Below are 19,940 nucleotides of genomic sequence, written 5' to 3'. Positions count from 1 at the left end.
AGTGCAGGGAAAACGGGCCGCGGCCGGATGCCGTGGCCCGTCTTCCTTTCCGTGCCGCCGAAGGGACCCCACGTCCCCCTCAGATGGCGGCTCCCCGTGACCCGACGGGGTGGTCGTGCATCTCCCGGGATCAGCCGGTGAAGGCGTCCAGGCCCTCGGGGGTGCCCCAGCCGGTCGGGCCGTCGTAGCCCGACTTCGCGGTGCAGAGGTAGCTGGTGGTGCAGGAGCCGTTGCTGCCGCTGGTCACGTCGTTGAGGGCGGACGTGCCGGCCGCGTTGTACGGGTACTGCGCCGGGTAGTCGCTGCTGCCCGGGGTTCCGGCGAGGGCGTACACGGACGCGATGAGCGGGGAAGAGGCGCTGGTGCCGCCGTAGGTGTTCCAGCCGGTGCCGTCGGAGCTGTAGGAGTCGTAGACGGAGACGCCGGTGGCCGGGTCGGCCACGGCCGAGACGTCGGCGATGGTGCGCTTCGAGCAGCCGGTGTCGGTCTGCCAGGAGGGCTTCGCGTCGTACGAGGAGCAGCCGGAGCCGGTGCCCTCGGTGCTGCTGGTGTTCCAGACGCTCTCGGTCCAGCCGCGGCTGTTGGAGGACGTGGACAGCTTGGTGCCGCCGACCGCGGTCACGTACTTCGAGGCGGCCGGGTACTCGGCGCCGTAGCCCTCGTCGCCCGCGCTCGCGGTGATGGCGACGCCCGGGTGCTTGTAGTACGAGGTGTCGTACGTGGTGTCGGAGGAGGACTCCGCGCCGCCGTAGCTGTTGGAGACGAACTTGGCGCCCAGCTTGACGGCTTCGTTCACCGCCGTGCCCAGGTTGGCGTCGCTCGCCGACTTCGCCTCGACCAGGAGGATGTTGCAGTTCGGGCAGGTCGCGCTGACCACGTCGAGGTCGAGCGAGATCTCGCCGGCCCAGCCGCTGTCGGCGGAGGGGAGGGAGGTGGTCGAACCGGTCTGGCTGACCTTCGTGAAGCAGCCGTTGTCGGTGGTGCAGTCCGGCAGGCCGTACTGCGAGCGGTACGTGGCCAGGTCCGCCTCGGCGTTCGGGTCGTCGTAGGCGTCCACGATGGCGACGGTCTCGCCGGAGCCGTTGGAGGAGGCGGCGTCGGTCAGGCCGTACGCCGACTGGATGTCGCTGGGGCCGTAGCCGGTCGGGGTGTCCGAGGCGGCGTTCGGCTTGACGGTCTTCGGGGCGATGCCCTTCAGCGCGGCCTGCTTCTCCATGAAGGCGGTGGTGCCGCCGGTGACGCGCAGGGCGTGGCAGGCGGCGTAACCCTTCTTCGGGGTCGCGCCACAAGCCTTCTCGTACTGCACATGGGCCTTGGCGACCTGGGTGGCGATGGCCTTGGCGCTCACCTTGTGGGCCGTGGGGGTGGCCGCGTTCGCGTGGGCGGCGGTGCCGAGTCCGGCGAAGACCAGTGCCGCGGTGGCCGCGACGGCGGAGCCGATGCGGCGGCGTCTGCCGCGTATGTGGGGGGTGGTGGGGGTGGGCGTACGCAACGTACAGCCTCCTGTGAGTGGGGTTGACAGAGGCCTGCGGGTGGGGGACCACCGGTGTGGTTGCCGGTGGGGGCGGCGGCCCGCGATGACGATCGCTTGTTGAGTACGCGACAAACAAGCGGGGTTCCGGAGTTCTGACCCCCGCCATACCGAAGGGGGCTGGGGGCTTACTGGTCGATGACGGTGGGATGGGACTGTGCTGGTGTGTGCTTGACCTGCGGCACAGGCCAGGCACAGGTTGCTTCTACGCGCGGAGAAGGTGCCGCGGCGCGGCGGGCGCCGTCCGGTGTCAGCGCGGCCGGAGTCCGTGCAGCAGCAGGTGGACGTGTGCGTCCAGGCCGGCCAGGGCCTCCTCCGCCTCCAGGGCGCAGCTGGCGATGAGGGCGGCGAGGCCGTGCAGGCTCGCGGCGGCGACCATCGTGATGCGCTCGGGATCGCCCGGGACGATCTCGCCCCGCTCCTGGGCGTCCGCGATCATCCCGGTGAAGGAGTTCAGGGAGCGGTCGACGGCCGACGCGAGCTGCGCGGAGCTGTCGGGGTGGTGCTTGCGCGCGAACATCAGCTCCAGGAGTTCCGGGTTCTCGACGGCGAAGCCGAGGTAGGCCCGCGCGAGCGCCGTCATCCGCTCCTCGAGGGTGCGGCCGGGGTGCCCGGAAGCGGTGTCCAGGGCCTGATTCAGGCGCTCGTACCCGTCCAGCGCGAGGGCGTCGAGCAGGGCCTGCTTGTCCTTGAAGTGGCGGCCGGGAGCGGCATGGCTCACGCCGATGTCACGGGCCAGCTCGCGCAGCGAGAGCGCGCCGGCGCCCTTGTCACGCAGGGTGCGTTCGGCGCTCTTGAGCAGGGCCGAGCGCAGGTCTCCGTGGTGGTAGGGGCGACTCGTGGATGACGGGGACATGCGGGACATGCGCACCATCGTATCCCGATGTTGACATCGTCAATATAGTTGTCGCTGTCACCATTGTTGTCGGCGCCACCATTGTTGTCATTGACAGCATTGTTGGCGACGCCTACATTGGGTGGCATGGCTGATACGACCAAAGCGCGCACGGTGCGCAAATGGAACGCGACCCACCTTCCCGACCTGACCGGCCGTACGGCCGTGATCACCGGCGCCAACAGCGGCATCGGCTTCGCGGCCGCCGAGGCGCTGGCCCGGTCCGGGGCGCATGTGGTGTTCGCCGTACGGGACCTCACGCGCGGCGGCGCCGCGGCGGCGAGGGTGAGCGGCAGCACCGAGGTGCGCCGCCTGGACCTGGCGGACCTGGACTCGGTACGGGAGTTCGCCGCCTCCTGGGACCGCCCGCTGGACCTGCTGATCAACAACGCGGGCGTGATGATGCTGCCGGAGCAGCGGACGAAGCAGGGCTTCGAGATGCAGTTCGGCACGAACCACCTCGGGCACTTCGCCCTGACGAACCTGCTGCTGCCGTACGTCACGGACCGGGTGGTGACGGTGTCCTCCGGCGCCCACCGCATGGGCGACAAGGTGATGCACTTCGAGGACGTCAACCTCACCTCGAACTACAGCCCGGTGCGGGCGTACGCCCAGTCCAAGCTGGCCAACCTGCTCTTCACCCTGGAACTCCAGCGCCGCCTGGCCGAGGCCGGCTCGTCCGTGCGCGCCCTGGCGGCCCACCCCGGCTACGCGGCCACCAACCTGCAGAGCCACGCCGCGAGCCCCCTCGCGCGGGCGGGCATGGTGTTCGGCAACAGGTTCCTCGCCCAGGACGACAAGGCCGGCGCCCTCCCGACCCTCTACGCGGCCACCCAGGACCTGCCCGGGGCGTCCTACGTCGGCCCCGACGGGCTGGGGGAGATGCGGGGCGCCCCGACGCTGGTCGGCCGCAGCGCGGCGGCGAGCGATCCGGAGGCGGCACGGAGGCTGTGGACGCTGTCGGAGGAGCTGACGGGAGTGGAGTGGCGGCTCGCGGCGGCGGAGCTGTCGTAATCCCCATGCTCGGCCGGCATGCTCAGCCGACCGTGATGTGCTGATCCATCCCGAGCTGCTTGTGTCCGTCGATCGGGCAGTACACGTCGTACGTGCCCTTCTTGAGAGTGACCGTCACGGTCGCCTCCTGGCCGCTCTGGACGTCCTTGGTCCTCGCGTCCTCGACGCCGGGCCCGTCGATCGACAGGGCGTGCGTGATCCTGCCGTGGTTGTCGGAGACGAAGGTGTAGGTGCCTGGTGTGAAGGACGACCGGGACAGTTTCAGCGTGTACTCGGTCTCGGTGACCGTCACCCGGGTCCCCGAGCCTGCCTTGGGCGTGCCGGACGTCGCCGAGCCGCTCGCCTGACCGCCACCGCCCCCGCTTCCGCCGGAGCAGCCGGCCAGCACGAGAGCGGCGGAGAAGGCCACCGCCGTCGCACCGAGTGTCGTACGCGCCCTATATGCCGACATGATCATGCGGGCTCATCCCCTTCTGGGCGAGATGCCGTATATGAGTGATACGGACGGAAGTGCCCGAAGGTTCAGTGCGTCGCGATACGACCGGATACGGTGACGTGGACGGATTCCAGAACTGACTCCAGGACTGACGGATGGCGGCAGGGATGGGCGGCACCGGCCCGGTGAACTTCCGGCTCAACGGCCGCACGGCCCTGGTGACAGGCTCCGTGCGCGGACTCGGACTGGAGATGGCGCAGGGCCTGGCCGCGGCCGGGGCACGGGTCGTCCTCAACGGCCGGGACCCCGCCACGCTGGACGCGGTCGTCGCGCGGCTGCGGGACGAGGGCTACGACGTCCTGGGTGCCGCGTTCGACATCACCGACCGGGAGGCCGCCGAGGAAGCGCTGCAGGCGCTCGGAGACATCGATGTCCTCGTCAACCACGTGGGGCACCGCGACCGGCGGGGCCTGCACGAGATGACCCCGGACGAACTCGCCGCGATGCTCGACGTCCACCTGACCTCGGCGTACGCGCTGAGCCAGACCGTGGCCCGGCGGCTGGCCGCGCGCGGCACCCCGGGCCGCATCATCAACGTCTGCTCGGCCGTCGGCCGGCTGGGCCGCACGGGCGATGTCGCCTACGCGACGGCGAAGGCGGGCCTGGACGGCCTGACCCGGGCGCTCGCCGCCGACCTGGGCCCGAGCGGTACGACGGTCAACTCGGTGGCACCGGGCACGTTCGCGACCGACGACAACGCGGAGCCGGCGGACGACCCCGAGGGGGAGCGGTGGCTGCGGACACGTACGGCACTGGGGCGCTGGGGCCGGCCGGGCGAGCTCGCGGGGATCGTGGTGTTCCTGGCGAGCGATGCGGCGTCTTTCATCACCGGGCAGACGATCGCCGTGGACGGCGGGATGACGACGACCTTCTGAGACCTTCTGAGCCCTTCTGGGCGAGGCTCCCAGGCGGGTGAATTCACCGTCCGACGGTCAGTGCCCATCGCACACGGGATGGTGCAGTCACGCTCACCGTGCCGTGCTCGCGAGTGCGCTTCAGTTCCAGTTGGTTGGACGTGCTGGTGACTTTTCCGTCCACGCATTTGAGTGAAAAGTTCAGCCCGACCGGTTTGACCATGACGGTCAGCTGTCCCTTGCCCTGGCAGTTCACGTCGACGGTCAGCGCGCCGCGCTTGAGCCCTCCTCTGATGTCCAATTCCCGGTTGCCGGTGGCGTTCACCGCCTGCGCGACGACTTCCCCCTCCGGCAGGACCGGGGCTTTGGTGACGGATTCCCGAGGAGCATGCTCCGTCGATCCGGAACTGGGCGATGACGTGTGTGGGGCGGGCCGGGCCTCGCCGTGCGTGCTGCTGCAACCGCCGACGAGCGCCGCCACGGCAGCCAGCGCCACTGCCGTCGTTACGACGCTCAGCTTTCCTCGAGCTGGTGGGAGCAACCCTCGGCCTTCCTCTCCAGAAAGTGGTCGAACTCGCCTGACTCGCCGGAGCGCAGGTCAATTGAGTACGCATACCCACTCCTTGCCGGGTAACCGTACCCATCCGCCGAGCCTCCCCGCCGACCTACCGTCCCCGTATGCCCGAGGAGACCGCACCGACCGACACCACGACCCCGGCCGCATCCAAGAGCCCCTCCGGCGTCCTCGGGGCGCTCGGATGCGGTTGTGCCGCACTCGTCGGAGTCGTACTCGTTCTCGTCGTCCTGCTCGCGTACGGCTCAGCGGGGTCGACGGACTTTCCCCGCGTCGCACCCGAGGACATGGCGAGCCGCGCCTTCCAGAGCTCCCAGGAGGCGTACGACGTCTTGGGGTTCAAGCGCACGGTGGAACCAGGAGTCGAGCGCGTCGGCGTCAGCACGGAGAACACGTTCAGCTCCGGCTACTGTTACGACGGGGGCCTGCTCGGGATGGACGACAAGACCGTCGACGGCGCCTACCGCATGAGCCACAGCTGGGCGCTGGACCACGTGCCCGCGAGCCGGGCCGTCCCCGGCCTGCGCCGACTGCAGCAGCACCTGAAGGACAACGGCTGGACGGTCACGTCCTACCGAGAGGGCGGAAAGGGCAAGGACTGGGACCTGTACGTCCAGCGGGACGACGGGGACGAGCGGATGTCCTTCACCTGGTTCCCGGACCGGGATTACTTCATCGGCGGCGCCTCCGTGCCCTGTGCCTACGACCCCGAGTGGAAGGACGGCGACATCGGCCCGTCCGGGGACGACCAGACGCCCCCCGCTCTCGGCCCCTCACAGCGGGGCCGGATGCCGCGGGCATGACCCGGTGGGACGAGTGAGGAGGCGGGAAGGAAGGCCGCACAGTACGGTGGTTGCCACGTTGAGCGGGACGTGGAGGGCCCGCACGCCTGCCTGGACAACGTCGCCTGCCAGGGCGTAGCCCCGCCATAGGAAGGTTTCACAGGAAAATCTCAGTGAAGTCGGGACGGGTTTCTCACCTTCGTGGGAGAGAGTGAGCCCTGATGAAGCGCATCTCACGCATCTGGCTCACCTCGCGTCCCGCATTGCTGTGTGCTGTGGTGACGCTGGCTCTGACCTCGGCGTCGGTGGCCGCCGCTTCTGACGAGGCGGGGCCCTTCGGGGTCACGGCCGTGGCCGACGTGACCATCCAGAACAAGCGGGTGGGTGCGCTGTTCGACGCGGACCGGGTCGGCAAGCTGGCCGGGGGGCACTTCTGCAGCGCCTCGGTCGTGCGCAGCCCGCAGCACACTCTGATCGTCACCGCCGCGCACTGTGTGGACGGGGACAACGGGGATCTTGTGTTCGTGCCGGGGTATCGGGACGGGAAGGCGCCCTACGGGGTGTGGAAGGTGGGGAAGCGGTTCCTGCCCGACAGGTGGGCCAAGGAGCAGAGCGAGGACAGCGACCTCGCCTTCGCGTACATCGACGAGCTGGGCGGCAAGCGGATCCAGGACGTGGTCGGCGGCAACCGGTTCGTCACCGGCGTGGCCACCGGTGCGACCGCCGTGACCGTCACCGGCTACCCCGACACCCGCGAGGTGCCCATCTCCTGCACCAACAAGCCCGCCCTGCACAGCCGCTCGCAACAGCGCATCGACTGCCCCGAGTTCACCAGCGGCACCAGCGGCAGCCCCTGGATCAACGGCAACGGCCAGGTCGTCGGCGTCCTCGGCGGCCACCAGAAGGGCGGGACGACGGCGGACACCTCGTACAGCGTGGTGCTCCGGAGCGAGGCGGCCGAGCTGTTCAAGGACGCGACCGCCGCTCGCTGACAGCACCTCACCCGCGCGCACCAACCTGTGAAATGGCGCCACTCTCTGCCCAAATGGCCTTGAACGGCGTCCGCATGGGGGAAAGTTGAACCGTGCGGAAGGTATGGGTGATCGGTGGGGCGGCCGTCGGGCTCGGCATGGGCTTCGTCATGCTGCTCGTCGTCGGGGTGTACGTCGTCGCCGGAAACCTCGTCAACAACGTGACCTCGGGCAGCCGTGGGCTCGCCAAGGGTGCCGTACCGGGCGCCTACAAGCAGCTCGTGCAGCAGTGGGGCAACCTGTGTCCCGCGCTCAGCCCGGCGCTGCTCGCCGCCCAGCTGTACCAGGAGAGCGGCTGGAATCCGACGGTCGTCAGTCCGGCCGACGCGCGCGGCATCGCCCAGTTCATCCCGAGCACCTGGGCGACGCACGGCATCGACGGCAACGGCGACGGCAAGCGCGACATCTGGGACCCGAACGACGCGATTCCATCGGCCGCTTCGTACGACTGCGAGCTGGCGAGGTATGTGAAGACCGTCCCCGGAAACACCTCCGACAACATGCTCGCCGCCTACAACGCGGGCGCCGACCGGGTCATAAGGGCGGGCGGCGTGCCGGGCATCAGCGAGACGCAGAACTACGTCCAGCGGATCCGCAGCCTGGAGAAGAGCTTCGCTGCGCCGGTCAAGCGGATCGACCCCACCCGGCAGGCCGCGGCCGCCATCGCCTTCGCCCAGAGCAGGCTCGGCACGCCCTATCTGTGGGGCGGCAACGGCACCGCCGACCAGGGCGGACGCTTCGACTGCTCGGGTCTGACCAAGGCCGCTTACGACAAGGTCGGCATCACCCTGCCGCGGGTCGCCAACGACCAGTACAACGCCGGCCCGCACCCCTCCCGGGGCCAGCTGCTCCCCGGCGATCTCGTCTTCTTCTCCGACGACCTCACCGACTCGCGGGCCATCCGGCACGTGGGGATCTACGTGGGCGGCGGATACATGATCGACGCGCCGCGGACGGGTGCCGTGATCCGGTTCGACCCGGTCGACACCCCGGACTACTTCGGTGCCACCCGGGTCACCGAAGATGGCGCAAAAGCGCTCCCCACGACGGTGTGAGCAGTCCGTGAACCTACCCCCTGAGCTGCGGTGATGAGTCTCTCTTCGATAACGTCTGCGTGATCATTCGGTGGAGAGTGGAACGTATTAACGGGGGCTGTGCGTTCCTGTTGACGTAGCCGAGCGGACGTCAGTGCGGCAGTGCAGCGGAAGCGGATCTACGAACCACGGGGGGCAGGAGCGACGCACACGAGGTGCGTCCGGGAAGACGACGAAGGGGCCGCAGCACCATGGCTGTACTCGCCGAATCCGGATCGAACCCCGACGTCGACCTGCTCTACGACATCAATGGCCTGGCCAAGGATGCGCCGCACTGGTTCGACCGGGTCATGGAGTTCGTGGGCGAGTACGGGCTGTTGCTCGCCATGGTGCTGCTGGTCCTGTGGTGCTGGTGGTCCGTGCGTCGCCGGGCCGACGAGGACGCCGCATCCTCGGTCGCCGCGCTGGTGTGGGCTCCCCTCGCGGCCGGCATCGCGGTGCTGGTGAACGTACCGATCCGGGGCTTCGTCGAACGCCCCCGCCCCTTTGTCGACCACCGGGGGCTGGACGTCCTCGTCTCCGGCAAGACGGACTTCTCCTTCGTCAGCGACCACGCGACGATCACGATGGCGCTGGGGGTGGGGCTCTTCGTCGCCAACCGCCGGTTCGGCATCGTGGGGATCGGGCTGGCGCTGCTGGAGGGGTTCTGCCGGGTGTACATGGGCGTCCACTACCCGACTGACGTCGTCGGAGGCTTCGCCCTGGGTACGGCAGTCGCGCTGCTGCTGTCGCCGCTGGCTACGGCCCTGCTGACCCCGCTGATGAAGGCGGTGGAGCGGTCGCCGCGGGCGGGGTGGATCGTCCGGCGTCGGTCGGTCGCCGGTGGGCAGCGCGACGCACTGGTCCCCGGCGCCCGCAAGCCGGTGGAGTCCGAGGAGAAGGACCTGGCGGCGTAGCCCGCGCCCTGAAGGGGCGCGGGGCTGTATCGATATGCGGCTCCGCCGCGTGGGCGCGATCAGCCCCCACGCACCCGCAGGTGTGAACTACAACCCCTTACAACCCCTGCGCGTAAGAGAAGAACCTCTGCGGGTCGTACTGCTTCTTCACCTTGGCCAGGCGAGGGGCCGCATCCCCGTAGTACGCCTTGCGCCAGTTGCTCAGGCTCGCGTCCGTGTAGTTCTGGTACGCCGCGCCGGAGGCGTACGGCTTCATCGCGTCGTGGGCCGACGTGAGCCAGGACTGGGCCGAGCTGCCGGAGGCACCCGCACCCCAGGACGCGATGTACTGCGCCAGCATGCGGGAGCGGCGGTGGACGAAGGCCGTTGCCGTGGGGGAGACGCGGTTGACCGCGCCGCCGAGGGCGGTGAACGCGATGCTGCCCGCGCCGCCCCGGACGGAGCCGATCTGCCTCAGCAGGGTCTGGATGCCCGTCGAGGACAGGGAGTGGTCGAAGAAGTCGGAGCGGGCGGCGTAGGTCTCGCGGCCCAGGGCGCCCTGCGGGGAGCGGCCCGGGGTGGAGCCGGGCAGGTGGCACTGGGCGTCCGTGGAGAAGGAGGAGCAGCCGGCGTAGATCTCCATCGCCTCCTCGTAGCCCCGGCGGCGCAGGGTCACGGACCGGGCGTTCGCGTGCGCCAGGTGGGCCAGGCGGTCCACCGCGTTCTGGAGTTCGCCGTAGGTGCCGAGGGAGAAGCAGGCCACCGAGATGGACGGGGTGCCGCCGGGGGTGTTCGACAGGTGGAGCGAGGACCAGATCTCGTCCGGCTGGGTCGGGCCCCACTCCTGCCAGGCCTTGATCACCGCGGCCGCCTTGGACCAGGACCAGGTCAGGTAGGCGGTCACCGCCTGCGGTGCCGCATGCGTCTTGAAGTGCAGCTCGGTGACCACGCCGAAGTTGCCGTTGCCCGCGCCGCGCAGTGCCCAGAAGAGGTCGGAGTGGCTGCTCGCATCAGCGGTCACCTGGGTGCCGTCGGCGGTGATGAGCGTCGCCTGGGTCAGGCTGTCGCAGGTCAGGCCGTAGGCGCGGGAGGCGACACCGTGGCCGCCGCCGAGGACCAGGCCGGAGACGCCGACGGTGGGGCAGGAGCCCGCGGGTATGGTCACGCCCTTCGCGCCCAGGGCCCGGTAGACGTCGATCAGCTTGGAGCCGGCGCCCACGACCGCCTGGCCGCCGCTCACGCGGACGCGGTTCAGCTTGGACACGTCGAGGATGAGGCGGTTGTCGCCGGAGGAGTAGCCCGCGTAGGAGTGGCCGCCGTTGCGTATCGACACCCGTATCTGGTGGGACTGGGCGTACGCCAGGGTCGTACGGATGTCGTCGGCGTGGGCGACGTAGGCGACCGCGGCCGGCTTCAGGCCGTCGAAGCGGGTGTTGTACAGCTGGTGGGCCGTCTTCCAGGTGGTGTCCCCGGGGCGCACCAGGGGGCCGTCCAGGTCGCGGGCGAGGGCCGCCCAGTTCGCGGCGGCGGCCTGACTGGTGGTCTTCAGTGCCGTACCGGAGGATGAGAGAGCGTGCGCCGAGGACCCGGCGGACGTGCCCGAGCGAGAACTGCACCCCGTGAGCGCGGTAGCCGCCAGTGCGGCCGCGCCGCCCGATATGAACGTTCGCCGTTCCATGTCCGTCGCCTTTCCTCGCCTCTCCTGGGACGAGACGACGGCATGCGCACAAGGGTTCCCGGGACGGGCGAACGAACGTCGAATACGTGTCCGTGTAACCCGGCCGTCGGAACCTCCATGTGCCCTCCCCGTAAGCATTCCGTGACCTAACCAGGCCGACGGCAGGGGTTCACCCCCCGTTCACTTCCGGCCATCGGCGGCTTCACCTGTTCTGCCTAATTTCGGCCGTGCACGGTGCGGAGTGCGGCCTTCGATGCGCTCGCGCACTTACTCCTCGCACGCCGCCGACAGCGGCGGCTCCAGGAAGGAACTCCCGACAGTGAAGCTTCAGCGCAAGAACCGGCTGCGCGCCCTCTCTCTCGGTGCGATCGCCGTCTCCGGCGCCCTGGCCCTGACGGCGTGCGGCTCCGACGACACGGGCAAGAAGACGACGGACAACTCGTCGTCCTCCACCAGCGCCGGCTCGATCAAGTGCGACAACGCCAAGGGTCAGCTCCTGGCAGACGGCTCCTCCGCGCAGAAGAACGCCATCGACGCCTGGGTCAAGAACTTCTCCCAGGCCTGTGGCGTGCAGATCAACTACAAGGGTGCCGGCTCCGGTGCCGGTGTCACCTCCTTCAACCAGGGCCAGATCGCGTTCGCCGGTTCGGACTCCGCGCTGAAGCCCGAAGAGGTCGCCGCCTCCAAGAAGGTCTGCTCCGGCGGCCAGGGCATCGACCTCCCGATGGTCGGCGGCCCGATCGCCCTCGGCTACAACGTCCCGGGTGTCGACAACCTGGTCCTGGACGCCCCGACGATCGCCAAGATCTTCGACAGCAAGATCAAGAACTGGAACGACCCGGCGATCGCGAAGCTGAACCCCAAGGCGAAGCTCCCCGACCTGAAGATCCAGGCCTTCCACCGCTCCGAGGACTCCGGTACCACGGACAACTTCACCAAGTACCTGATCGCCACCACCCCGGACAACTGGAAGTACTCCGGCGGCAAGGCCTGGCAGGCGCAGGGCGGCCAGGCGGCCTCCGGCTCCGCCGGTGTGGCCCAGGGCGTCAAGCAGAACTCCGGCGCGATCGGCTACTTCGAGCTGTCCTACGCCAAGGACATCAACACCGTCTCGATCGACACCGGCGCCAAGGCCCCGGTGAAGCCCTCCACCGACTCCGCCACCGCCGACATCGCGGCCGCCAAGGTCGTCGGCACCGGCAGCGACCTGACGCTGAAGCTCGACTACAAGACCAAGGCCGAGGGTGCCTACCCGATCACCCTGGTGACGTACGAGATCGTCTGCGACAAGGGCAACAAGGCGGACACCCTGCCCGCCACCAAGGCCTTCCTGACCTACATCGCCAGCGAGGACGGTCAGAAGGTCCTGTCGGAGAACGACTACGCTCCCATCCCCTCCGAGATCATCGCCAAGGTCCGCACCACCATTGCCGGCCTGAGCTGACCTGATCCGAGAGTGCGGCCCGGTTCCTCCCGGACCCGGGCCGCACCGTCCGGTGCACCGCCGCCCGGAGCCGTCACCGCGAAAGGGAGCGGCTCCATCGAGCCGCTCACCCAGCGGCTCCGCAGACCGGAGATCCCCGATGGACATATCGACGCAGACTACTGACGCACCTCCCCCCACGCCCGAGCCGGACGTGGCCCGGCTGAAGAGCAACAGCCGTGGCGCGACCCGCCCCGGCGACCGCATCTTCCTCGGCCTTTCCCGTGGCTCCGGCATCCTGCTGCTGGTGGTCATGGCCGCGATCGCGGTCTTCCTCACCTACCGTGCCTCCCTCGCGATCAGCAAGGACCACGGCAACTTCCTGACCACCTTCGAGTGGAACACCAACCTCACGCCGCCGAGCTTCGGCATCGCGGTGCTGGCCTTCGGCACGATCGTCTCCTCGATCATCGCCATGGCCCTCGCGGTCCCGGTCGCCGTCGCGATCGCGCTGTTCCTCACCCACTACGCCCCGCGCAAGCTGAGCGGTCCGATCGCCTACGTGATCGACCTGCTCGCCGCGGTGCCGTCCATCGTCTACGGCCTGTGGGGCGCCCTGATCCTCGTCCCGCACATGCAGGGCCTGTACGGCTGGCTGAACGATTACCTCGGCTGGACCGGCATCTTCTCCTGGGACGGCGGCGCCCCCCGCGCGATGCTCACCGTCGGCATCCTGCTGGCGATCATGATCCTGCCGATCATCACCAACGTGAGCCGCGAGGTCTTCCGCCAGGTCCCGCGGATGCACGAGGAGGCCGCCCTGGCCCTCGGCGCCACCCGCTGGGAGGTCGTCCGCATGGCGGTGCTGCCCTTCGGCCGCTCCGGCGTGATCTCCGCCTCGATGCTCGGCCTCGGCCGCGCCCTCGGCGAGACGATGGCCGTGGCCACCGTGCTCTCCCCGAGCTACGACATCCAGGCCAGCCTGCTCGACCCGGGCGGCGGCACCTTCGCCCAGAACATCGCCAGCAAGTTCGGTGAGGCCACCGAGCAGGGCCGGGACGCGCTGATCGCCTCCGGTCTGGTGCTCTTCGTCATCACGCTGCTGGTCAACGGCGCGGCCCGCGCGATCATCGCCCGCCGCAAGGAGTACTCGGGGGCCAACGCATGAGCACCGCAGCCGTCACCGACAAGCGCCCCAGCACGCTGCGGGCCGCCAGCCTCCCGAAATGGTCGCCCTGGGCCATCGCCGGCGGCTCGATCGTGCTGGCGATCGCCATCGGCCTGGCCGGCGGGCTGACCAAGGTCCAGTGGGGCCTGATCGCCGCGGTCCTCTTCATCCTCGGCACCTACGGCATCGCCGCCCGCGTGGAGGGCCGCCGCCAGGCCAAGGACCGGGTCGCCACCTCGCTCGTGTGGGTCGCCTTCCTGATCGCCGTCGTCCCGCTGGTCTCCCTGGTCTGGGTGACCATCTCCCGCGGCGTGAAGGTCCTGAACCTCTACTTCCTCACCCACTCCATGGGCGTCGTCGCCGACTCCGAGCCGGGCGGCGGCATCTACCACGCCATCATCGGCAGCCTGGAGCAGGTCGGCCTCGCCACCCTGATCGGCGCCCCGATCGGCGTGATGACCGCGATCTACCTGGTGGAGTACGGGCGCGGCCGCCTCGCGTCGGCGGTCACCTTCTTCGTCGACGTCATGACGGGTATCCCGTCGATCGTCGCGGGTCTGTTCATCCTCAGCCTGATGCTCATCTTCAAGATGCAGCCGTTCGGCTTCGCCGGTTCGCTGGCCCTGGCCATCCTGATGATGCCGGTCGTCGTCCGCTCCACCGAGGAGATGCTCAAGCTCGTTCCGAACGAGCTGCGCGAGGCCTCGCTGGCGCTCGGCGTGCCGAAGTGGCGGACCATCCTGAAGGTGGTCCTGCCGACCTCCATCGGCGGCATCACCACCGGCATCATGCTGGCCATCGCCCGTATCGCGGGCGAGACGGCGCCGGTGCTGCTGCTGGTGTTCGGCAACCCGTTCATCAACAACAACCCCTTCGAGGGTGCGCAGGCGTCGCTGCCGCTGTACATCTATCAGCAGTATTCGCAGAGCGCCGGCGCCAACGCGGCCTACGACCGCGCCTGGGCGGCGTCCCTCACGCTGATCGCCTTCGTGATGATCCTGAACCTGGTGGCCCGCGGTATCGCCCGCTGGAAGGCCCCGAAGACCGGTCGCTGACGCGGCCATACAGCGACCGAGCCTGAAATTCTGGAAGTGAAGTAGACATGGCCAAGCGAATCGACGTAAGCGGACTCACCGCCTACTACGGCTCCCACAAGGCGATCGAAGACATCTCGATGACCGTCGAGCCGCGCTCGGTGACGGCGTTCATCGGCCCCTCCGGCTGCGGCAAGTCGACGTTCCTGCGCACGCTGAACCGTATGCACGAGGTCACCCCCGGCGGCCGCGTCGAGGGCAAGGTGCTCCTGGACGACGAGGACCTCTACGGCACCGGTGTCGACCCGGTGTCGGTGCGGCGCGAGGTGGGCATGGTCTTCCAGCGCCCGAACCCGTTCCCCACGATGTCGATCTTCGAGAACGTGGCCGCGGGCCTGCGCCTGAACGGCAGCTACAAGAAGTCCGAGCTCAGCGACATCGTCGAGAAGTCCCTCAAGGGCGCGAACCTCTGGAACGAGGTCAAGGACCGGCTGAACAAGCCCGGCTCGGGTCTCTCGGGTGGTCAGCAGCAGCGGCTGTGCATCGCGCGGGCGATCGCCGTCGAGCCGAAGGTGCTGCTCATGGACGAGCCCTGCTCGGCCCTGGACCCGATCTCGACGCTGGCGATCGAGGACCTGATCGGTGAGCTGAAGGAACGGTTCACGATCGTCATCGTGACGCACAACATGCAGCAGGCGGCCCGTGTCTCGGACCGTACGGCGTTCTTCAACCTGTCCGCGGTCGGGCAGCCGGGCCGGCTGATCGAGATCGACGACACCGAGCGGATCTTCTCGAACCCCTCGGTCCAGGCCACGGAGGACTACATCTCCGGCCGCTTCGGCTGAGCCGGCGGTAGTTCTCCTCCAGAACCCCTCGCGGTGCTGCATGGCGGTGCCATCGCGAGGACGCAAAAGGGCCCGCCCCTGGCTCCCGGGGGCGGGCCCGCGTCGTTCATTCGGCTACTTCGGTCCGTTCCCACCACTGGAAGACGATCATCCGTCCCTCCTCGGTGTCCTCGTGGCGCGAGGTGACCTTGTAGTGCTCGTAGCCACCGGTGTGCGGGATCTTCAGCTCTTGGCCGGGGGGAACGATCGTCACGGTGGTGCCCGCCAGATCGTCCGGCCCGCCTTCGAGGAGTGCCTTGGTAGTCATATGTCCAGTCTTGTCACGGCGCCGACTACCGCATCTCGAGGCGGCCGCTACAGCACCGTGAGGTTCACGATCCCGTAGGCCAGGGCCGCGACCAGGGCGGCCGCCGGCATGGTGATGAACCAGCCCATGACGATGTTCTTGGCCACGCCCCAGCGGACGGCGTTGACCCGCTTGGTCGCGCCCACGCCCATGATCGCCGAGGTGATCACATGGGTGGTGGAGATCGGCGCCTTGAAGAGGTAGGCCGTGGTGAACATGATCGACGCGCCGGTGGTCTCGGCGGCGAAACCCTGCGGGGGGTCGAGTTCGATGATCTTGCGGCCCAGCGTGCGCATGATGCGCCAGCCGCCCGCGTAGGTGCCCAGCGACAGCATCAGCGCGCAGACGATCTTCACCCAGACCGGGATCGGGTCGCCGTACGTCTCGTGGCCGGAAATCACCAGTGCCATCACCACGACGCCCATCGTCTTCTGGGCGTCCTGGAGACCGTGACCGAGGGCCATGCCGGCCGCCGAGACGGTCTGGGCGATGCGGAAGCCCCGCTTGGCCTTGTGCGGGTTGGACCGGCGGAACAGCCACAGGATGGCCGTCATCACCAGGTAGCCGACGAGCAGGCCGACGACCGGCGAGACGAACATCGGGATGACGACCTTGTCGAGGACGCCGTTCCAGAGCACCGTCGTGCCGCCCGCGAGCGCCGCGCCCACCAGGCCGCCGAAGAGGGCGTGCGAGGACGAGGAGGGCAGGCCGAAGTACCAGGTGACCAGGTTCCAGATGATCGCGCCGAGGAGGGCGGAGAAGAGGATGCCCATCCCCTTCGACCCCTGGGGCGTCTCGATCAGACCCTCGCTGACCGTCTTGGCGACCCCGGAGCCCAGGAAGGCGCCCAGGAGGTTCATCGCTGCGGCCATGGCGAGCGCCGCCCGCGGGGTCAGGGCCCGCGTCGACACCGAGGTCGCGATCGCGTTCGCGGAGTCGTGGAAGCCGTTCGTGTACGTGAAGAAGAGCGCGACCGCGATGGTCACGACCAGGGCGAAGGTGTCCATCGACGCCTCAGGACTCCTTGACGGCGATGGTCTCCACCGTGTTCGCCACGTGCTCGAACGCGTCCGCCGCCTCTTCCAGGACGTCCACGATCTGCTTGAGCTTCAGCACCTCGATCGCGTCGTACTTGCCGTTGAAGAGCTGGGCCAGCAGCTTGCGGTGGATCTGGTCCGCCTGGTTCTCCAGCCGGTTGACCTCGATCCAGTACTCGGTCAGGTTGTCCATCGTGCGGAGGTTCGGCATCGCCTCCGCCGTCAGCTCGGCAGCCCGGGCGAGCACCTCGATCTGCTGCTCGACGCCCTTGGGCAGTTCCTCCACGTTGTAGAGGACGACCAGGTCGACGGCCTCCTCCATGAAGTCCATGATGTCGTCCAGGGATCCGGCGAGGGAGTAGATGTCCTCGCGGTCGAACGGCGTGATGAACGAGGAGTTCAGCTGGTGGAAGATCGCGTGCGTGGCGTCGTCACCTGCGTGTTCCGCGGCCCGCATACGCTCTGCGATCTCGGCCCGGGCAGAGGCGTCCGCCCCGAGCAGTTCCATCAGGAGTTTCGAGCCCGTGACGATGTTGTCCGCGGAAGCGGCGAACATGTCGTAGAAGCTCGTCTCCCTGGGGGTCAGACGAAAGCGCACGTGTGGTCCTCGGGGTGCTTCGGTTTCGGTCAGGCTGATGCTAGGCGCATCATCCGGCCACGGCTATCGGGCCGTCCCCCAGTGTCGCCCATCGGGCACAGTGATCAGCACGGGGGCGTACCAAGGGCCCTTTACCCAGCAAAGTTCGGTACCATATACCCACCAGGGGTATATATCGGCAGCCCGTCCCGAGATGGAGGCCCGCGATGACGACGACCGAGGCCGGCGCCACGCACGGTTACCACAAGCAGAAGGACGAGCACCTCAAGCGGCTGCGCCGGATCGAGGGCCAGATCCGCGGCCTGCAGCGCATGGTCGACGAGGACACCTACTGCATCGACATACTCACCCAGGTCTCCGCCTCCACCAAGGCCCTGCAGTCCTTCGCCCTGCAGCTGCTGGAGGAGCACCTGCGGCACTGTGTCGCCGACGCGGCCCTCAAGGGCGGCGACGAGGTCGACGCGAAGGTGGAGGAGGCCACGAAGGCGATCGGCCGCCTGCTGCGCACCTGATCAGACCTCGGCGGATGCCCGCTCCTCGGCCACCCGCAGCACCTCGTCGATGCTCTCCAGACTGAGCCGGTCCTCGGCGGCCGAGGCGGCGATGATCAGCTCTCCGCAGAGCTCGATCTCGGCGAGGGCCACGTGGTCCTGAACTGCCGTACCGCCGACCGGAGCCACGTTGCATCACCTCTTCTCTGCCGTCACCGCTTCCTAGGGTAGGCAGTGGTCTACACACCGCGCATGGCACGGACGGGCTAGTTCGAGGGTGGTGTCCCGGACTAGTGCGCAGCCGGGTTCCCGCCCCCGTTCCTGCCCTCACCCTCGGCGATCCGGCCCGCGTAGATGTCCTGCGGACGCGGCAGGCGTACGTCCACGGGGGCGCCGAAGTCGTAGAGCAGTGTGGTCGAGGCGACCGCCACGGCGGTCTTCTCCCGGCCGTTGACGAAGCTGAAGCGCTGGCGCAGCTTGCGGATGCGGCCCTGCTCGTCCAGATAGGCATCGAACGGAACCTCGGCCGTGGCGAACCCTTTCGCCGCCGCCCGCAAGGCCGCCTTGTTGTCCGCCGAGGCGGAGCTCGCCGCGCTCGTCAGATCCGCGGTGCCCCGGTAGTGCCGCACCGGTGTCCCGGCGACCTCGGTCTCCCCCACGTAGGAGGCCGTACGGGTCCCGCGCAGCACCTCGGCGGCGGCGTACGGGTCGGTCGCGCCGCCGGTGACGAGGTTGCCGTCGGACAGGCTCGCGGTCTCCACCCGCACCCACTTGTCGGCGGGCACCCCCGCGCCCCGGTTCTTCATGAACAGGGCGCCCGGGGCAAGGAGTTCGGTGATGGGCCGGTGCTCGGAGGTGCCCGCGGGATCCTCCGGCAGCACGACGGTCAGCCGGCCGATCAGATGCCGGTAGTCGTAGACGCCCTTGCCGCGGATGGTGACCCGGGTGCCGCCGGTCGCCATCTCCATGGAGGTGGTGGCCTTGGAAGTGCCCGCCACGCGCAGGATGTCGGCGGCCCGGTGCAGGGTGACCACCGGATCACCGCCGGCGCCGCTCACGCCCTCCGCCGCCGCCCCGAGGCCGGAACACCCTGTGGCGCCCGCCCCGAGCCCGATCATGATCCCCACCGCGACGACCGTTCTGCCCGCGCGCCTGTGCTGCCGCCGATCCATCGCCTGCCTACCCCCAGCCGGTACGTCCGTCAACGGGCCCCCTGTCGTTTCGGTTAACGACGAGTAGGGGGTGCCGTCACGCGCCGCGCCGGCCGTACCGAAGGCGGGGAAAGGCCATACAAACCCTTTAACCGCGGGGTCGGTAACGTTGTCACCGTGGCGCAGCAGGAGGGGCCGGAGCGAGCCCGGCAGGGGCAGGAGCACCTCACGACGACGACCGAGCAGGGCCGTTTCTGTGTGGCCCGCTGTATCTGCGGCTGGCGCGGTCCCGCCCGCCGGGCCCGCAGCCAGGCCCGCACGGACGCGGAGGGGCACGCGCCGGGCCCGTGAAGGGCCTGTGGGCTCATCTGTGTTCGATGGGGCGGACGAGGGCGTCCACGAGGTCGCGGTCGCGGGGCTGGGTCAGCCGGATCCGGGCCGCGGTGGGGGAGAGCCAGAGGATGCGGTCCACTTCGGTGTTGGGGGTGAAGTGGCCCTCTGTCGCTTCGGCCGCCCGGTTGTGTACCTGGTTGGGGCGGCTGCCCGCCGGATGCGGACGCGGAGGGGCACGCGCCGGGCCCGTGAAGGGCCTGTGGGCTCATCTGTGTTCGATGGGGCGGACGAGGGCGTCCACGAGGTCGCGGTCGCGGGGCTGGGTCAGCCGGATCCGGGCCGCGGTGGGGGAGAGCCAGAGGATGCGGTCCACTTCGGTGTTCGGGGTGAAGTGGCCCCCTGTCGCTTCGGCCGCCCAGTAGCGCACCTGCTTCGGGCGGCCGCCCGCGAGATAGTGCATGGTCGGCAGCTCGGGGCCGGGCTCGGCCTCGTACCCCGTCTCCTCCGCGACCTCGCGCAGGGCCCCGGCGAGCGGGTCCTCGCCCCGCTTGAGCTTGCCTTTCGGGTGCGACCAGTCGTCGTACTTCGGCCGGTGGACCAGGCAGATCTCCAGCCCGCCTGCCACCGGCGAGCGGCGCCACAGCACGCAGCCCGCCGCCTGGACCGTGGTGTCGTTCACACCGCCTCCTC

At 69.2% G+C, this 19,940-nt stretch carries 23 protein-coding genes; 12 read left to right on the top strand and 11 right to left on the bottom strand.

The features are described 5' to 3' along the window. Positions 1–130: 130 nt before the first annotated feature. Together AQI88_RS30660 and AQI88_RS30655 are read right to left on the bottom strand one after the other, a co-directional pair. A complete protein-coding gene (locus tag AQI88_RS30660; protein WP_067005337.1) occupies positions 131–1,492 on the bottom strand; it encodes a S53 family peptidase in 1,362 nt (453 codons plus the stop codon). 289 nt (positions 1,493–1,781) lie between these two features. Continuing rightward, complete coding sequence (locus AQI88_RS30655; RefSeq protein WP_208615941.1) at positions 1,782–2,396, bottom strand: TetR/AcrR family transcriptional regulator; 615 nt, start codon at positions 2,394–2,396, stop codon at positions 1,782–1,784. A gap of 117 nt (positions 2,397–2,513) precedes the next feature. On the opposite strand from AQI88_RS30655, the gene AQI88_RS30650 reads away from it, so the two are divergent. Then, complete coding sequence (locus AQI88_RS30650) at positions 2,514–3,440, top strand: oxidoreductase (protein WP_067005335.1); 927 nt, start codon at positions 2,514–2,516, stop codon at positions 3,438–3,440. Between the two features lie 22 nt (positions 3,441–3,462). On the opposite strand, the gene AQI88_RS30645 is transcribed toward AQI88_RS30650, so the two are convergent. Further along, positions 3,463–3,897 (bottom strand): hypothetical protein, encoded by a 435-nt coding sequence (locus AQI88_RS30645; RefSeq protein WP_067005334.1) that lies wholly within the window; start codon positions 3,895–3,897, stop codon positions 3,463–3,465. A gap of 134 nt (positions 3,898–4,031) precedes the next feature. Between AQI88_RS30645 and AQI88_RS30640 the strand changes: the two genes are divergently transcribed. After that, positions 4,032–4,811, top strand: a complete 780-nt coding sequence (locus AQI88_RS30640; protein ID WP_067005332.1) for an SDR family oxidoreductase — start codon at positions 4,032–4,034, stop codon at positions 4,809–4,811. Between the two features lie 43 nt (positions 4,812–4,854). Here the strand turns inward: AQI88_RS30640 and AQI88_RS47965 are convergent, their stop codons facing one another. Beyond that, on the bottom strand, positions 4,855–5,271 hold the full coding sequence (locus tag AQI88_RS47965) for a hypothetical protein (protein WP_244184393.1): 417 nt from the start codon (positions 5,269–5,271) through the stop codon (positions 4,855–4,857). Positions 5,272–5,468: 197 nt separating this feature from the next. Here AQI88_RS47965 and AQI88_RS30630 point away from each other — a divergent pair, with 197 nt between their 5' ends. The 4 genes from AQI88_RS30630 (at position 5,469) to AQI88_RS30615 (ending at position 9,167) form a co-directional block, all read left to right on the top strand. After that, on the top strand, positions 5,469–6,167 hold the full coding sequence (locus AQI88_RS30630) for a hypothetical protein (protein ID WP_067005330.1): 699 nt from the start codon (positions 5,469–5,471) through the stop codon (positions 6,165–6,167). A 200-nt stretch (positions 6,168–6,367) separates the two neighbouring features. After that, a complete protein-coding gene (locus tag AQI88_RS30625) occupies positions 6,368–7,138 on the top strand; it encodes a trypsin-like serine peptidase (RefSeq protein WP_067005329.1) in 771 nt (256 codons plus the stop codon). 92 nt (positions 7,139–7,230) lie between these two features. After that, on the top strand, positions 7,231–8,232 hold the full coding sequence (locus AQI88_RS30620) for a C40 family peptidase (protein ID WP_067005327.1): 1,002 nt from the start codon (positions 7,231–7,233) through the stop codon (positions 8,230–8,232). A gap of 230 nt (positions 8,233–8,462) precedes the next feature. After that, positions 8,463–9,167, top strand: coding sequence for a phosphatase PAP2 family protein (locus tag AQI88_RS30615; RefSeq protein WP_067005325.1), 705 nt, complete (start codon positions 8,463–8,465; stop codon positions 9,165–9,167). A 97-nt stretch (positions 9,168–9,264) separates the two neighbouring features. Here AQI88_RS30615 and AQI88_RS30610 read toward each other — a convergent pair whose 3' ends face one another. Further along, on the bottom strand, positions 9,265–10,824 hold the full coding sequence (locus AQI88_RS30610; protein WP_067005323.1) for an FAD-binding oxidoreductase: 1,560 nt from the start codon (positions 10,822–10,824) through the stop codon (positions 9,265–9,267). Positions 10,825–11,143: 319 nt separating this feature from the next. Here AQI88_RS30610 and pstS point away from each other — a divergent pair, with 319 nt between their 5' ends. The 4 genes from pstS to pstB all read left to right on the top strand — a co-directional run bounded on the left by pstS (position 11,144) and on the right by pstB (position 15,294). Beyond that, positions 11,144–12,268 (top strand): phosphate ABC transporter substrate-binding protein PstS, encoded by a 1,125-nt coding sequence (pstS, locus tag AQI88_RS30605; protein WP_067005376.1) that lies wholly within the window; start codon positions 11,144–11,146, stop codon positions 12,266–12,268. Between the two features lie 139 nt (positions 12,269–12,407). Then, entirely contained in the window at positions 12,408–13,415 is a 1,008-nt protein-coding gene (gene pstC / locus AQI88_RS30600) for a phosphate ABC transporter permease subunit PstC (RefSeq protein WP_067005321.1), read from the top strand. Beyond that, positions 13,412–14,470 (top strand): phosphate ABC transporter permease PstA, encoded by a 1,059-nt coding sequence (gene pstA, locus AQI88_RS30595; RefSeq protein ID WP_067005319.1) that lies wholly within the window; start codon positions 13,412–13,414, stop codon positions 14,468–14,470. The genes pstC and pstA overlap by 4 nt, the downstream gene beginning before the upstream one ends. A 47-nt stretch (positions 14,471–14,517) precedes the next feature. Then, entirely contained in the window at positions 14,518–15,294 is a 777-nt protein-coding gene (gene pstB / locus AQI88_RS30590) for a phosphate ABC transporter ATP-binding protein PstB (RefSeq protein ID WP_067005317.1), read from the top strand. Between the two features lie 106 nt (positions 15,295–15,400). Here pstB and AQI88_RS30585 read toward each other — a convergent pair whose 3' ends face one another. Genes AQI88_RS30585 through AQI88_RS30575 form a run of 3 tightly spaced genes read right to left on the bottom strand, consistent with a single transcriptional unit; the run spans position 15,401 to position 17,275 of the window. Further along, positions 15,401–15,601 (bottom strand): DUF5988 family protein, encoded by a 201-nt coding sequence (locus AQI88_RS30585; RefSeq protein ID WP_067005316.1) that lies wholly within the window; start codon positions 15,599–15,601, stop codon positions 15,401–15,403. A 47-nt stretch (positions 15,602–15,648) separates the two neighbouring features. Beyond that, positions 15,649–16,647: an inorganic phosphate transporter gene (locus AQI88_RS30580; protein ID WP_067005315.1), complete on the bottom strand. Its 999-nt coding sequence runs from the start codon at positions 16,645–16,647 to the stop codon at positions 15,649–15,651. A gap of 7 nt (positions 16,648–16,654) precedes the next feature. Then, entirely contained in the window at positions 16,655–17,275 is a 621-nt protein-coding gene (locus AQI88_RS30575) for a DUF47 domain-containing protein (RefSeq protein WP_067005314.1), read from the bottom strand. 206 nt (positions 17,276–17,481) lie between these two features. Between AQI88_RS30575 and AQI88_RS30570 the strand changes: the two genes are divergently transcribed. After that, positions 17,482–17,787, top strand: a complete 306-nt coding sequence (locus AQI88_RS30570) for a metal-sensitive transcriptional regulator (RefSeq protein ID WP_067005312.1) — start codon at positions 17,482–17,484, stop codon at positions 17,785–17,787. Here AQI88_RS30570 and AQI88_RS46800 read toward each other — a convergent pair whose 3' ends face one another. Together AQI88_RS46800 and AQI88_RS30565 are read right to left on the bottom strand one after the other, a co-directional pair. Beyond that, positions 17,788–17,955, bottom strand: a complete 168-nt coding sequence (locus AQI88_RS46800) for a hypothetical protein (RefSeq protein WP_167357489.1) — start codon at positions 17,953–17,955, stop codon at positions 17,788–17,790. Between the two features lie 101 nt (positions 17,956–18,056). Next, a complete protein-coding gene (locus tag AQI88_RS30565; protein WP_067005310.1) occupies positions 18,057–18,938 on the bottom strand; it encodes an SCO4651 family lipoprotein in 882 nt (293 codons plus the stop codon). A gap of 156 nt (positions 18,939–19,094) precedes the next feature. Between AQI88_RS30565 and AQI88_RS46795 the strand changes: the two genes are divergently transcribed. After that, positions 19,095–19,268, top strand: coding sequence for a hypothetical protein (locus AQI88_RS46795; RefSeq protein WP_167357488.1), 174 nt, complete (start codon positions 19,095–19,097; stop codon positions 19,266–19,268). Positions 19,269–19,515: 247 nt separating this feature from the next. Here AQI88_RS46795 and AQI88_RS30555 read toward each other — a convergent pair whose 3' ends face one another. Then, positions 19,516–19,929 carry an NUDIX hydrolase gene (locus AQI88_RS30555; RefSeq protein WP_067005308.1) on the bottom strand — a complete coding sequence of 138 codons (414 nt, stop codon included), beginning with the start codon at positions 19,927–19,929 and terminating at the stop codon, positions 19,516–19,518. Positions 19,930–19,940: the final 11 nt, after the last annotated feature.

The organism is Streptomyces cellostaticus, assembly GCF_001513965.1.
Taxonomy (GTDB): Bacteria; Actinomycetota; Actinomycetes; order Streptomycetales; family Streptomycetaceae; genus Streptomyces; species Streptomyces cellostaticus.
The sequence above is the reverse complement of the archived record's forward strand: the minus strand, read 5'-3'. Positions and strand labels throughout refer to the sequence as shown.

What these genes read in the sequence shown, in the direction of transcription:
- AQI88_RS30655 (WP_208615941.1), bottom strand. Translation starts at nt 2,396, where the DNA reads ATGTCCCGCATGTCCCCGTCATCCACGAGTCGCCCCTACCACCACGGA.
- AQI88_RS30650 (WP_067005335.1), top strand. Translation starts at nt 2,514, where the DNA reads ATGGCTGATACGACCAAAGCGCGCACGGTGCGCAAATGGAACGCGACC.
- AQI88_RS30645 (WP_067005334.1), bottom strand. Translation starts at nt 3,897, where the DNA reads ATGATCATGTCGGCATATAGGGCGCGTACGACACTCGGTGCGACGGCG.
- AQI88_RS30640 (WP_067005332.1), top strand. Translation starts at nt 4,032, where the DNA reads ATGGCGGCAGGGATGGGCGGCACCGGCCCGGTGAACTTCCGGCTCAAC.
- AQI88_RS30630 (WP_067005330.1), top strand. Translation starts at nt 5,469, where the DNA reads ATGCCCGAGGAGACCGCACCGACCGACACCACGACCCCGGCCGCATCC.
- AQI88_RS30625 (WP_067005329.1), top strand. Translation starts at nt 6,368, where the DNA reads ATGAAGCGCATCTCACGCATCTGGCTCACCTCGCGTCCCGCATTGCTG.
- AQI88_RS30615 (WP_067005325.1), top strand. Translation starts at nt 8,463, where the DNA reads ATGGCTGTACTCGCCGAATCCGGATCGAACCCCGACGTCGACCTGCTC.
- AQI88_RS30610 (WP_067005323.1), bottom strand. Translation starts at nt 10,824, where the DNA reads ATGGAACGGCGAACGTTCATATCGGGCGGCGCGGCCGCACTGGCGGCT.
- pstC (WP_067005321.1), top strand. Translation starts at nt 12,408, where the DNA reads ATGGACATATCGACGCAGACTACTGACGCACCTCCCCCCACGCCCGAG.
- pstA (WP_067005319.1), top strand. Translation starts at nt 13,412, where the DNA reads ATGAGCACCGCAGCCGTCACCGACAAGCGCCCCAGCACGCTGCGGGCC.
- pstB (WP_067005317.1), top strand. Translation starts at nt 14,518, where the DNA reads ATGGCCAAGCGAATCGACGTAAGCGGACTCACCGCCTACTACGGCTCC.
- AQI88_RS30585 (WP_067005316.1), bottom strand. Translation starts at nt 15,601, where the DNA reads ATGACTACCAAGGCACTCCTCGAAGGCGGGCCGGACGATCTGGCGGGC.
- AQI88_RS30580 (WP_067005315.1), bottom strand. Translation starts at nt 16,647, where the DNA reads ATGGACACCTTCGCCCTGGTCGTGACCATCGCGGTCGCGCTCTTCTTC.
- AQI88_RS30570 (WP_067005312.1), top strand. Translation starts at nt 17,482, where the DNA reads ATGACGACGACCGAGGCCGGCGCCACGCACGGTTACCACAAGCAGAAG.
- AQI88_RS30565 (WP_067005310.1), bottom strand. Translation starts at nt 18,938, where the DNA reads ATGGATCGGCGGCAGCACAGGCGCGCGGGCAGAACGGTCGTCGCGGTG.